Source organism: Paenibacillus sp. ALE3, assembly GCF_054113405.1.
This window is the reverse complement of sequence record NZ_CM134214.1, coordinates 972632-985449: the sequence shown is the minus strand read 5'-3', so window position 1 is coordinate 985449 and position 12818 is coordinate 972632. Positions and strand designations below refer to the sequence as shown.

At 42.2% G+C, this 12818-nt stretch carries 12 protein-coding genes; 4 read left to right on the top strand and 8 right to left on the bottom strand.

Features of this window, described 5'->3' with window-relative positions; all coding sequences use genetic code 11:
- Positions 1–327: 327 nt before the first annotated feature.
- Positions 328–1395, bottom strand: coding sequence for an AI-2E family transporter (locus tag ACXHJ2_RS04540; protein WP_013372609.1), 1068 nt, complete (start codon positions 1393–1395; stop codon positions 328–330).
- Positions 1396–1606: 211 nt separating this feature from the next.
- Here ACXHJ2_RS04540 and ACXHJ2_RS04535 point away from each other — a divergent pair, with 211 nt between their 5' ends.
- Positions 1607–3580: a methyl-accepting chemotaxis protein gene (locus ACXHJ2_RS04535; RefSeq protein ID WP_058830114.1), complete on the top strand. Its 1974-nt coding sequence runs from the start codon at positions 1607–1609 to the stop codon at positions 3578–3580.
- Positions 3581–3759: 179 nt separating this feature from the next.
- On the opposite strand, the gene ACXHJ2_RS04530 is transcribed toward ACXHJ2_RS04535, so the two are convergent.
- From ACXHJ2_RS04530 to ACXHJ2_RS04520, 3 genes are all read right to left on the bottom strand, one after another.
- Positions 3760–3972: a hypothetical protein gene (locus ACXHJ2_RS04530; protein ID WP_013311529.1), complete on the bottom strand. Its 213-nt coding sequence runs from the start codon at positions 3970–3972 to the stop codon at positions 3760–3762.
- Between the two features lie 10 nt (positions 3973–3982).
- The gene (locus ACXHJ2_RS04525) at positions 3983–4504 is read right to left on the bottom strand and encodes a PRC-barrel domain-containing protein (protein ID WP_013372611.1); all 522 of its coding nucleotides are present in this window, start codon (positions 4502–4504) and stop codon (positions 3983–3985) included.
- 136 nt (positions 4505–4640) lie between these two features.
- Entirely contained in the window at positions 4641–5792 is a 1152-nt protein-coding gene (locus ACXHJ2_RS04520; RefSeq protein WP_165083075.1) for a cysteine desulfurase family protein, read from the bottom strand.
- A 795-nt stretch (positions 5793–6587) separates the two neighbouring features.
- On the opposite strand from ACXHJ2_RS04520, the gene ACXHJ2_RS04515 reads away from it, so the two are divergent.
- Together ACXHJ2_RS04515 and ACXHJ2_RS04510 are read left to right on the top strand one after the other, a co-directional pair.
- Entirely contained in the window at positions 6588–7052 is a 465-nt protein-coding gene (locus ACXHJ2_RS04515) for a hypothetical protein (RefSeq protein ID WP_058830116.1), read from the top strand.
- A 513-nt stretch (positions 7053–7565) separates the two neighbouring features.
- Complete coding sequence (locus tag ACXHJ2_RS04510) at positions 7566–8273, top strand: hypothetical protein (protein WP_058830117.1); 708 nt, start codon at positions 7566–7568, stop codon at positions 8271–8273.
- Positions 8274–8522: 249 nt separating this feature from the next.
- On the opposite strand, the gene cymR is transcribed toward ACXHJ2_RS04510, so the two are convergent.
- The gene (gene cymR, locus ACXHJ2_RS04505) at positions 8523–8942 is read right to left on the bottom strand and encodes a cysteine metabolism transcriptional regulator CymR (protein WP_013372613.1); all 420 of its coding nucleotides are present in this window, start codon (positions 8940–8942) and stop codon (positions 8523–8525) included.
- Positions 8943–9246: 304 nt separating this feature from the next.
- Between cymR and mnmA the strand changes: the two genes are divergently transcribed.
- Positions 9247–10368, top strand: a complete 1122-nt coding sequence (mnmA, locus tag ACXHJ2_RS04500) for a tRNA 2-thiouridine(34) synthase MnmA (protein WP_025676145.1) — start codon at positions 9247–9249, stop codon at positions 10366–10368.
- Between the two features lie 88 nt (positions 10369–10456).
- On the opposite strand, the gene ACXHJ2_RS04495 is transcribed toward mnmA, so the two are convergent.
- From ACXHJ2_RS04495 to ACXHJ2_RS04485, 3 genes are all read right to left on the bottom strand, one after another.
- A complete protein-coding gene (locus ACXHJ2_RS04495; RefSeq protein ID WP_238791097.1) occupies positions 10457–10921 on the bottom strand; it encodes a DinB family protein in 465 nt (154 codons plus the stop codon).
- Between the two features lie 189 nt (positions 10922–11110).
- Positions 11111–11461 (bottom strand): hypothetical protein, encoded by a 351-nt coding sequence (locus ACXHJ2_RS04490; RefSeq protein ID WP_058710644.1) that lies wholly within the window; start codon positions 11459–11461, stop codon positions 11111–11113.
- Between the two features lie 14 nt (positions 11462–11475).
- Complete coding sequence (locus ACXHJ2_RS04485; protein ID WP_165083073.1) at positions 11476–12681, bottom strand: WXG100 family type VII secretion target; 1206 nt, start codon at positions 12679–12681, stop codon at positions 11476–11478.
- Between the last annotated feature and the right edge of the window lie 137 nt (positions 12682–12818).

Below are 12818 nucleotides of genomic sequence, written 5' to 3'. Positions count from 1 at the left end.
GTCACTGGTTTCTGGCACAGGCCATAAAAAATAGAAAAACGCCCCTGAACGGATCAGGGACGATTGTATCGCGGTACCACCCTGGTTATCGCCGTCCCTTCTGTACGAAATGCTACATGTGCAAGCGCACACCAACATCTGCTTAACGGACGATCGATCGCCTTGTTTTCACTGGTAACGGGAGCATCCCGGCGGGTTCAGCCCGCACTCCGAAATGAGCTTTCCCTACTGGATAAACACATTTAAACATACTCAATTCAGTATATCCGTGTCATTTAGCCGTGTCAACGCGATTTCAGACAGCATGCATCCGGGATATAGACGAAATCAGATCGTTTTTCGCTTCACGTAATATGCAAAAAAATGCTGAAGCCCTACCTTCAAAACCGCCATCACAGGAACTGCCAAGATCAAGCCAGCAATTCCCGCAATTTCCCCACCAACTAGCAAAGCGAAAATAATGGCTAGCGGATGCAGATGCAGCGTTCGTCCCACCACCTGAGGAGAGATTACATTACTTTCCAACACTTGAATACAGGCATTAACGACTACGACTAAAAGTACCATTTTTAAGGAAACCGTAGAAGCCATAATTACCGCCGGTGCAGCGCCCAAAAAGGGGCCCAAATATGGAACAATATTAAAAAGAGCCACTACTCCGGCCAGCAACAGCGCATAAGGCATGCCAATCAGCATATATCCAATATACGCCATCACGCCAATAATGACGCACACCAACAATTGGCCCCTGACATAGTTGCCAAGCGCCTGATCAATTTCCTTAAGTACTGATACAATCGCCTTACGACGAGAACGCGGGAGATAAGATACAATCGTCCGTTCAAACACGTCAAAATCCTTTAAAATATAAAAAATAAGAAAAGGGACAATAAACACATTGAACAGCATGTTGATCATCCCACCAATGTTGTCCATAAAGGTAGAAATCCCAGTAGCCATCCGATTCTCCAGCTGGAAAAACCATTGATTCATCCCCGTTCGCACCCCTTGGGGTAAAATACCGCTGTCCATATTCGTCATTAGTCCCTGTGCATGCATGGTCAGCTCAGGCAGATGCTCATTCAGCTCATCCAGTTGTTCAATGAACATTGGAATCAGATTCATCAGGATCACAATAAGACTGGCCAAAAACACAGCATAAATGAGCAGTACAGCTACACTACGAGGCACCTTTCGACCGCCCAGCATACTGACTACAGGATTAAGTACATAGGAGATGATCATCGCTACCGCAAACGGAGCAATGATTGTTTTCAGAAATTCATACAAATGCAAAAACAAAGGTCTCAGCAGCCAGATAAAATATAGAATGACAAGTCCCAGCAGCGTCCATATGCCGTACCGGAACAGTCTACTTTTCGTTAATTGGTCCATTTTGTGCCCCCTTACCGGACTAGCCTCCTTTAAGTATATGCCTGTACCTCTAGTTTAATCCTTCCCGCCAGTCTAAGGTGTTCCATAAATAACCATTGTGAAAAATTGATGAAAATGGATGAAAACAATAAACAAAGTCATTCGATCTGACGATATAAGTACAAAGCACTATCCTAAGCTTTCACATTTCTGAAACATCGGGGGTCGTTACATGAACTTAAAAATGAAGCTTATTCTTCTTTTCACTTGCATTGTAATCGTTGCAGCCGGGCCTTTATCCGTCATTAGCATGACAAGCGTTAAAAATCAGGCCAATCATGATATCCAAGAGCTTATGAACAGCAAAGCTTCCGAAACCGTAAATCAGCTCGACGGATGGACAGGCGGCAAAGCTGAAATTATCGAAACATTAGCTGCGAGTCTGGAATCCAGTGATATTTCATCAGATGCCAAAATAGCATCTCTGAAAGCAGCTTTCCAAAACTATAAAGATCAAAATATTTCGAACATTTATGCAGGCTATGAAGATGGTTCTTACTGGGATGGATCTGGCTGGTTTGAAGCAAATTATGATCCTCGCGCTCGCCCGTGGTACAAGGATGCCAAAACCAAGGGAGAAATGTATTATTCATCACCTTACACTGACGCAGGCAGTAATGACTTCACCATTTCCATCGCTAAACCGCTCAAGGATGCCAACGGCTCTATCACCGGGGTAGTCAGCGAAGATATTATGCTCAACGATATGACAAAAATGATTCAAAGCATAAACCTGAACGGATTGGGCTACGCATTTCTGATTGACCAAAAGGGAGTCGTAATCGCGCATCCAGATAACAAGCTGGCTGGCAAAAACCTCAAGGAAACCCCCGAGTTAGGATCATCGACCGCGACCCTGCTCAGCGCAGCTTCGGGAAAAACAGACTATAGCTACAATGGCAGTGACCGTCAGCTTTATTTTAAAAAAATGCCTAGCACAGGCTGGATTGTAGGCCTATCTATTTCCAAAGATATAGCTTTTCAGGAGTATTACTCCACTCGTAATCAGTTGATTATTACTGTTGCTATCATTTTAGTCGTTGCTATGCTGCTGGCGACCTGGGCGGCTAACAACTTTATCAAACCGATTCGCAGACTCCAAGCAAATGTCAAACGGATAGCTGAAGGCGATATGACCGCCCGTGTGGATATTAAGGGTAAAGATGAAATTGCCAGCCTGGGGACAGATTTTAACCTCATGTCAGACAATCTCACTCACCTGTTGCGTAAGGTATCAGATACAGCTAGCGATGTCAGTTCCGCTTCCCATGATATGCATCAACACGCCAAAGATACGGGAACTATTGCCTCACAAATTTCCAGTGCAGTTCAGGAGCTGGCTCAAGGAGCAAGCGACCAAGCTGAGGCCGTATATTCCGGTTCTGAGAAGCTGACACACATGACAGGCTCCATCAACCAGATTGGCGAAAGTGTCAAACGGACCCAAACTGCTGTATTCGAAACAGATTCTGCCGTGCTGGCTGGGTATGAAACAGCAGAGCGTCAAGCGAAACTGGCAGCCGAGTCCAGACAAACGACCACTGCGGCAGGAGAAGCAGTAGATTCACTCACGCTGAAAACCCAGGATATTGGACGGCTGGCTGGGGCCATCCACGATATCGCCGCACAAACAAACCTACTAGCCCTCAATGCATCCATCGAAGCGGCACGGGCCGGGGAACACGGACGAGGTTTTGCCGTCGTCGCGGGAGAAGTCAGAAAGCTGGCCGAACAAGCGGGCAACTCCAGTGACAGTATCATGAGTAAGCTGGAGGAAATTAAAATTGCGGGAGTACAAAGCGCAGAGGAAATGAAGAAGGCTCTTGCTGTAACTGTAGAACAGGAGCATGCTGCCATTGCAACGAGACAGGCGTTTGAATCCATACGTGGCGCTTCTCAGCACATGCTTGCCCAAATTGAGGACGTTTCTGCTGCAGCAGATCATCTCCGTGTGAATGCCGGACATATTTCAGATGTCATCTCTAGCGTTGTTGCTGTCTCTGAGCAAAGTGCAGCATCTACCGAGGAAGTAGCTTCCTCAGTACAAGAACAAGGTCATGCTATGAACAATATTGCCGACCTTTCTGCCAAACTTGATTCTCATGCAGATCTTCTATTGGAAGAGGTCAAACGCTTTAAATTGTAGAACTAGCCATCTTCGCAAAATAGGATATACAAAAGAGGGTGCCCCCAGGCCAAAAGGCCTTTCGGGACACCCTCTCCATTTTTTATTAAAGCATGATCCAACCCACTAAGCTGTATTTTAAGCAATAGGTGGGAGATCACACCTCTTCGTAAACAGCCTGTCCACTTTCCGAATCAAGCTTAGGAAGAAGCGTGAATTTGCGGCAAGTCCTGTTGTGCCATCTCATCTCCAAAGAATAAGTCGTCCAGCGAACTGAGCGTTCCATCCTCTTCCACTTGGTAGACAGACATTTTTTCACCATTCACTTGAAGTTCGATAAAGCATCCCCAGCAATAAAATTGATGGGAGCCAATTTTTCCGATATCTTTGGAATTACAATTCGGACATCTCAATAAACTCACCCTATCCATTAACAGAATATATGGCTTTTTCCAGACGCTGCTCGCTTAACGGGGGAACCATAACAGCATTTTCCCCGATGGACATATCTTCGGTGCAGGGCAGCCATTTCCGCCCTTCTATAATATCCGATACAAAACCATCGCTGATTTCCAAGCCTATTATGTTATTGCCCATTTCCTGGTCAAAATAAACATCCGAGATGTGCCCGAGCATAAGCCCTTCCTCTGTTAGCACGGATAAATCCTTCAGTTTACCAGGTCCAAGCAAGTACGTATGTTGTATATCATGGGCCTCTGTTTTACGGACGGCCTGCTGATTGCGAATCATGATCGCATCCTCACCATAGGCAACGATGTCATCCCAAGCCACCATTTTGACATGAGATGAAAAAAGACCTTTACCTTCTAGCTCAATCCCTGTAATTCGCCAATCAGCTGTCAACATAAAGTCATGTATTTTACCAATCTGCTTCCCGTCCTCGACATCGAAAACAGCAAGTCCGATCATGTCTTGAAGCTTCATATATCGGGTCCCTCCTCATTCTGCAATCCGAACGAAGGTGCGGTCCTTTTCCTACATGCCTGTCAGACCTTGCTTTTCGTTCATGCAATGAAATGGAAAACCGCCCCTCCCTTCTTACTAAAATGCGGAGAAATCCCTAGTTCCTAGTACGCAGCCGCTTCCATATGGTTTCAATTTTCTTGGCCGTGTATTCCATTTCTTCCGTAGTACTACCCAAACCGAAGCTAAACCGAATCGCTGAATTCAAAACATCTTCAGGAAGATCCATCGCCTGCAACACATGCGATAGCTCTAGAGACCCCGAAGTGCAGGCTGATCCGCTGGCAGCTGCGATTCCTTCCATATCGAGATTCATCAGCATGGTCTCTGTACCAATGGCCGGAAAGCTAATATTTAGCACATTAGGAACAAAATACTCAGGATCACCATTAATTACAAACTCATGGCTACCTAGAGAACCTTCCAACGCTTTCAGCAGTGTCTGGCGAAGAGCCATATCGTGTGCTCCTCGCTCCTCAATAGAAGCATTGGCAAGAGTTGCGGCTTTAGCCAGCCCAGCAATGCCGGCGATATTTTCTGTTCCGGCACGACGCTTCTTCTCCTGAAGTCCCCCATGCATTAGCGGCTGAATGCGTGTACCCTGACGGATATACAATGCACCCACCCCTTGCGGACCGTTAATCTTATGGCCAGACACACTAAGTAAGTCAATCGGGAGATTCCCGCAGTCGATGGATATATGCCCGAAGGCTTGAACTGCGTCTACATGAAATATAATTCCATGCTCTCTCGCAATCTGTCCTACTTCTTGAACCGGCTGAATGACGCCCACCTCATTGTTGGCATACATCATGCTGATCAAAAAAGTATCCGGGCGAATAGCTGCCTCAATATCCGCAGGATTCACACGCCCAAAACCATTGACCGGGATATAGGTTACCTGGTATCCCGCTTTTTCCAGCTCATCGCAAGCATGAAGCACGGCGTGATGTTCAATCGCGGTTGTAATAATATGGCCGGAAGTACGACCATCTGCCGTAGCCGTCCCAAACAGGGCCAGATTATCACTCTCTGTCCCTCCGCTCGTAAATATAATTTCTTCAGGCTTGCAGCCCAAAGAGGCCGCAACGGCATCCCGCGCTGCGCTGACGGTGCGCTTGGCATCACGGCCAAAGGCATGAACGCTCGAAGCGTTGCCGAATTGACCGGTCATGATGTCCATCATAGTCTGCGCAACCTCAGGATGCATAGGAGTCGATGCGGCATGATCCAGATAAATTCTGTTCATGTTATCCACCTCAAATATAAAACATCTTGTTTTTAGTATTTGCCGAAGTTCCATTATATACTTCTTTCTTAACATAATGCACTGTAAAAGTTTTTGTAAGAGCATTTCAATCGCAGAAGTTTGTGAGTATTCGCCAAAATTGTAATTTTTTGTGATTCAAATGCCTTGTCCCACATACAAATCGGTCCCATCAAACAATTTCCTTACAATTGTATACCAAGGTGTACTGAGTAGCAACGATGCCCTCATTAGCTTCTAATATTCCCTATCGTTCTCCATCAACCAACTGTTTCGATGTATTTACCTAACTTAGCATATGTATCTGATATCAGCACCTGTGCCACCTTCTGCACACTTTGCCATAGGCCACTATCGGCTTACACCACGTGTTGGACCATCTTTAAGAGAGAGCTCACAGTTCATAATAATGTTCATACTGCCGATTTTCCGACTGCTGCAGGGTGTCACATGCTAATAAAGTTTCCTGTTGAATTCACATAACAATATAATAACTAGGTATTTTTCCCTATATAAATTTTACATTTTATTCTTCATAATTACAAATGTAGTTATAATAAATCAGAAGGTGGGATTTCTAATGAGGAATTAATGAGTTAGTGTTTAATAGCTGTTTAATAGCATAATTAGTAACCGTCGAGACACTGATTTGCCGTTTAAGACAGTGAAGTCTACTTATTTGTTCAGTTACGACGATTTAACCCGGTTGATAAACAGACACTTTTTTTAAAACAACTAGATATCTATAATCGGGAACAACTTGAGAGGATGAATATAATGAGAAATAAATGGTTTTCAATTTTATTAATGGCACTCATTACTGTAGTCACCATTCTTCCTAGTTATCCTGAAACAGTTTCGGCAGATACCTACCATATTGGCCAAGTATGGGAAGCTAAAGCTGGAGGCATGTCTTACACCTTTGATCTGGGGGATCCTGGAGTTCCGCGAAGTATGTATAGCATTAAGAGTGTATTCAATGCAAAAACAGAAAATAGAGGAGACGATGCTGAGTGGGTTTCCCTGTACTATTCTCAGGATGGAGTAAAATGGTATTTAGAAGATTCAACACCGTTGCATTATGATAGATATGATGGTGTTTACACTATTCCTTGGACAATATTTAAGAGTAGAAACCCAGAAGTGAGCCATATCCGGTACGTTAAGGTAGAATCTACCCATACGCAGGTGTCTATTAGTAACGTTCGCTTAGAAGTAGTTGACAGATCTTCAGCTCACTAGTATTCAACATTGAGAAAAGATAGAAATACAGGTAGCCTAACAAACTAATAATAAAAAAATATAAATATAAAGCGCCTCTTTAATTCACTATGTAATGATCAGGAGGCGCTATATTTGCAAGGAAGCTTGCCCTCTGATATTAAATTAGGCAATTTACTAATTCTACTAATGGTTAAGAAAATTCAAGCTCGTCAGTGCCCGTAATTCCAACCGAATTCCCTTCCACACAAACCCTCTACCAAGATGTTCGAAGTCACCGCCTCCAATCTCCCAATTAGACCAGTTCTAGTTGCTTGGATTCTCATATTTGCTATCCGCTCCGAAAAAGTGAGCACAGCAGGTGCTCCACAATTCAGATGCTGCTGATCTGTTCTTGTTGTTTTTATTTCATGATAGAACAGCATGTAACAACCTACAGGTATTACAAATTTATTGTCAGTTTTCGATAATAAAATTAACAAGATAAAATAAGCAAATTCCCAGCCGATGGGGCATAAAAGGATGTAAAGAAAAATGTTTTATACATTTTTAGTTTTAATGACTTGCTTTGTGCTTTTTCTCCTTTGGGAAATATTCTTCTCATTTAGGCTCACTAAAAAGGCTAAGTGGAACTTTCTAATCTCACTTTTCAGCCTAGTAATACTTTGTATGGTTGCAACTAGCGATCAGTCTAGATCAGTATCCAAGGAAAGCTTTCCTCAAGAGCAAACTGATGTAGCTCCTAATGAAAGCAACGAAGGTGATGAGAGCACACCTTCATATAGTGACGCTGATAAGAAAAACGCTCTTCAAATTGAGAGTATCTTTAATAAATATGAAAAAGAAATGACTCCCTATGAGCAACAAGGCAATGGGGTTTTTGACATGTTGAAGGCTGATAAAATCGATAAGCCTGCCATTTGTGAGGAAATCCATCAAGTCAATGAGAAATATAAAGAAACAATCAAAAAAATTAATTCAATAGTAATTCCTGAGGAGTTACATAATGACCTAAAATACGATTTGGAGAACATGTTAAGAAGTTCAACTGGATACTATACTTCTCGCTTTATAGCATATGAACATTTATTAAAATACATTAAGGAGTCAGATGAAACACACATAGATACATTTAATCAGAAAATGATGAATGCAAAGGATTTTTCCCGAGAATATACAATATATGTGAATATGCTATTTAGAAAAACAGGCTTACCTGATGACATGAAAGACAAAGAATAAGAAGTATGCCACTTCCTACATATTCCGACATTCTAGTGAGTAGGATACTCTAAAATTATTCACAAACGTACAAAAAAATGCAGGAGAAACGCTGACCAGAAGAACAAAACCCATTTCCAACGTGTTCAAGTTCAGGTTTCTGCCGGAAATGTGAATTTTAATGTGTTTTATACAGCATAAAAGCCCCATAAAATGGGGCTTTTACGTTGGTACAACAAGTTTCTTTCTTGTTATAAGTAATATTGGAATTTAGATGTAAAACATGTAGTTATCCAATTCATCATGTTCTTGGTATGTGATCAAGTCCTTAAGTGTTGTAGAATCCAGCACTTCAGCAATGCTGTCACGAATTCGCAGCCAAAGCTGGCGTTTTGCCGGATCATCTTCTTCCGTGAAATCGACTGGAGAAATCGGACCTTCCAGTACACGAATGATGTCTCCTGCTGTTACGCCTGACGGTTCATTCGCCAAAATATAACCGCCATAAGCACCACGAATACTTTTTACCAAACCTGCATTACGCAAAGGCGCAATGAGCTGTTCCAGATAATGCTCTGATAGCTGATTTTTTTCGGCAATACTTTTCAAAGAAGTTGGACCTTCGCCAAATCTGGCTGCAAGCTCCATCATAATGGTCAGGCCGTAACGGCCTTTCGTTGATATTTTCAATTGTGGCACCTCGCTTATAGTAACAATTCCGTTAAACACGCGGAATAATTGGAGTTGTAAACCTCTCTATTCCGATCCTAACCCTCAGCTTATGTTAACATATTAGGGCAGGTAAAGGGAAACATTACGGTAACAATCTTAAAAAAAGTTGCTTTCGAGCGATTAGGAACAGATTTAGCCCGTTTTATGTAGCTTTCTTGCATCGTTCGCCGTGTCATTTGTTCGTCCAAACATCGTAACTTATTATCGTTTATGTTACAATAGGTGGGTTCTACAACAATATTGAAAGAATTGGGTGATGACCATGGCTAAAGCCAATCATGAAACCCGTGTCGTCGTCGGCATGTCCGGTGGCGTCGACTCATCCGTTACCGCGCTGCTGCTAAAGGAGCAGGGCTATGACGTAATCGGCATCTTCATGAAAAATTGGGATGACACGGATGAATTTGGCCGTTGTACGGCTGAAGAGGATGCGGAGGATGTGCGCCGCGTCTGTGAACAGATCGACATTCCTTACTATACAGTCAATTTTGAAAAAGAATACTTCGATAAAGTATTCTCCTATTTTCTTGATGAATATAAAGCTGGACGCACACCCAATCCGGATGTCATGTGCAACCGTGAAATTAAATTCGGCGAGTTTCTGAACAAAGCGCTGGATTTGGGAGCAGATTATGTTGCTACTGGACATTATGCACGGGTTGTGGAAGAAGACGGCCGCTTTACTTTGCTGCGAGGTGTGGACAGCAACAAGGATCAGACTTATTTCCTGAATGCATTAAGCCAAGCACAGTTGTCGCGCACCATGTTCCCGATCGGCCATCTGCCGAAACCAGAAGTACGCAAAATTGCAGAAGCTGCGGGACTTTATACAGCCAAGAAAAAAGACAGCACAGGTGTATGTTTTATCGGCGAACGCAATTTCAAGGAGTTTCTGAGTGGTTATCTGCCTGCAAAAGGTGGAGATATGGTGGATATCGCTACGGGTGAAGTCAAAGGACGTCACGATGGTCTGATGTACTATACACTGGGCCAAAGACAAGGCTTGGGCATTGGCGGCTCAGGTTCAGGCGAACCATGGTTCGTAGCAGATAAAGATTTGGAGAAGAATATCCTGTATGTGGTACAAGGTGATCGTCACCACAGCCTGTATTCTACTAGCCTGATTGCCACGGATGTAAACTGGATTGAAGGCGCAGATGCACGTCCATCCGGCGAATTCCGCTGCACAGCCAAGTTCCGTTACCGCCAGCCTGATCAGCAAGTAACTTTACAATGGCTTCCGGATGGAACCGTGCATGTCGTATTCGATGTACATCAAAAGGCCATTACCCCTGGACAAGCTGTTGTATTTTATGACGGGGAACGTTGTCTGGGCGGCGGAACCATTGATAAGGTTGAAAAACTTCAGCCTGAAACAGTTTAATTAATGACCATTTCGCATTGATATAGCAGGAAATAAAAAAGTCGTCTCTCCAGATTTATGGAGGGCGACTTTTTTATAAAAGATGTTTTTAGTTTATAAGTTGTAAAGAATTCATAATCTGCTCTTTATGATGTTTGTCATGCTGGACAAACATCTCTTGTAAAAACGTTTCCAAAGTGTACAGACTATTAGGAACTGGACGCATAAAATCCGATTCTGATACCATTTGGAGTTTGGCAATCATTTGCTTACGCTGAGCAATAGCTTCATTTAGCAAATCATGTGGTTTCATAGTTCTACCGAACGCTACAGATGAATCATTGAATGTCTGTACATCAGGATGCTCCTTGAGCATGACTTGTTCCTTATCGATAATCTGTATAAGCGCCTTAGTGAAGTTTTTATCCCAGCCCATAACATGACTGACCACATCTTGAATCGACCATTTACCTGCTATAGGTTCACAAGTTAACTCATCTGAGTACGGAGATAAAGCAGCAAGAAATGCAATCCATCCTTCTAAATCTTCAGAAGTCTTAGCTATCGTCGCCAAGTGAATTCCTCCTATTTGATAGGATTAGCATGGATACTTAAGTAATACCAACACTTCTTTTTAACTTCATGCAAATAGTAGCTTCATTAGATACAGCAATCAATAGCTCTTTTATTTTAAGATTTTTTTACATTATCAAGTAGAACTCCTCACAAAAAAAGCCTAACTATGGACTTCAAAAAATGAACACTAACTTATTCCCTCTATAATTCTTTCAACTATTCCTTTATCAAAATCATCGAGTTCAGACATTAACAGCTCGTACTGCTTTATAGATTCAGAAGTGTTCAATACTCGAAGTACAGCAATACTATAGTGTCCAAGCGTATCAATACCAAAAAGCTTATTTACCTTAGGGTCTCTGAACTGGCTAATATGTTTCAATTTTTCAATTATTTTCTCATTGCATAGTTTCTTTTTAGCGATCTGACTCATTGCATTCAACTGTACCTGATTATGCTGGATATCCAAACATTCCACCAATTGATCGTCGCCTATTTTCCCCTCTCGTATTTCCTTTGATAAAGTAAGTAGCTTCATTTTGTTATCTCCCATCAATCTAGTTTAACTGGCCCATAATTCTCTAAAAGATACTGCCGTTCATCCCTGTAATTGTTCCAAAGATGTTCTGCAAGGTCCTTATTTCCAATCCTCTCTGCTTCTTTTATCTCGACCATATAGGCTCTAAGTTCCATGATAATCCTATTTTTGAATTCATATGTTACATCCAAACTAGGAAAACCTTTAGCTTTATCATCAAGAAAATGTTGGTACTCATGCCGCAGTGCACTAATTGAAGCATCCTCATATATATTCAATTGCCCCGGCTTTCCTGATCCTTTGGGTGCATACGCCATAATATCTCTATCTAGAATTCTAACTTCAACCCCGGCTCCTTGCGTATTCTTAATAATGGTACTCCACTCTTCTGGATGAGAAAGTCGTCCAGGACCATATATATCCCTAAATGGATCAGCATCATTCTTACCTAACATCGTATCAGATAATCGATTCGAAGTCCCTTTAACTTCAAGACTAGCCCCAGATTTCACCTCATATTTCATTGACGAGCCCAATCCAATCTTAGGCTTAATTACTGAACTGACTCCCCCAAAGATTCCCGCTGTACCGATCATGTTAGCCCAATGTTCCTTTGACCATGCATTTGTAGGAAACATTGCTTCTCTGATTGTTCCATGTACACCAAAAGTCCAGAAGTTAAAAAACTCATTCCCTGAATCAAACTGCTTGGATGCACGCTCTGCATATCCTTGATACAAACCTTTCGGAATTCCAAACGTCCAATAGTCTAAAAATCCGCCTACAGAGTCATAGCGTTTTTCGTACCTGTCCTCCGCAGCAGACAAAAAATCCTCACCAAGTTCTACCAAACTATCTGCTGATTTTTCCAAAGCATTTCTAGTATCTGGAGCAGGGGGAGCACATGAATTAGGTGGAGGTGGTAAGCAGCTTGAATCAATATTACCTGCTTCCAGCAAATCAGCTAACCTGAATTTATCCGCATGACGACGCAATTCTTTTGCAACAGAATCTGTCAGTGTAACAAAGCCATTCATATTCTTCTGAGATGTTTGGAAACTATAATAGAATTGCTCTTTGGTCACTCCATCCCAGAATCGTTCCATAGATGAAATTTGTTGAATTAAAATGCTGTTCATTTGGGTCACTTTTTGCTGTGCAAGTTCAAATTGCTTAGAGATAGTCATAAGCTGCTCAGGTGTTACTTTAATAGTTGTCATATTATACCTCTGTTGAGAGTTCGTCATGACATAATAACACTCTTAAACTTTATGGAGAACCATCTTAATTCCTAATTGTTATAAGAAAGATTAACCTTACTGCCTATGTCTAAAGACTTAAAACTTAACTTTTTAAT

Excerpts from the sequence above, each read along its gene's own strand:
- ACXHJ2_RS04525 (WP_013372611.1), bottom strand. The coding sequence starts at position 4,504 with ATGAAGCTTCAAGACATGATCGGACTTGCTGTTTTCGATGTCGAGGAC.
- ACXHJ2_RS04490 (WP_058710644.1), bottom strand. The coding sequence starts at position 11,461 with ATGAAGCTACTTACTTTATCAAAGGAAATACGAGAGGGGAAAATAGGC.
- ACXHJ2_RS04510 (WP_058830117.1), top strand. The coding sequence starts at position 7,566 with ATGTTTTATACATTTTTAGTTTTAATGACTTGCTTTGTGCTTTTTCTC.
- ACXHJ2_RS04485 (WP_165083073.1), bottom strand. The coding sequence starts at position 12,681 with ATGACAACTATTAAAGTAACACCTGAGCAGCTTATGACTATCTCTAAG.
- mnmA (WP_025676145.1), top strand. The coding sequence starts at position 9,247 with ATGGCTAAAGCCAATCATGAAACCCGTGTCGTCGTCGGCATGTCCGGT.
- ACXHJ2_RS04535 (WP_058830114.1), top strand. The coding sequence starts at position 1,607 with ATGAACTTAAAAATGAAGCTTATTCTTCTTTTCACTTGCATTGTAATC.
- ACXHJ2_RS04540 (WP_013372609.1), bottom strand. The coding sequence starts at position 1,395 with ATGGACCAATTAACGAAAAGTAGACTGTTCCGGTACGGCATATGGACG.
- ACXHJ2_RS04520 (WP_165083075.1), bottom strand. The coding sequence starts at position 5,792 with ATGAACAGAATTTATCTGGATCATGCCGCATCGACTCCTATGCATCCT.
- ACXHJ2_RS04515 (WP_058830116.1), top strand. The coding sequence starts at position 6,588 with ATGAGAAATAAATGGTTTTCAATTTTATTAATGGCACTCATTACTGTA.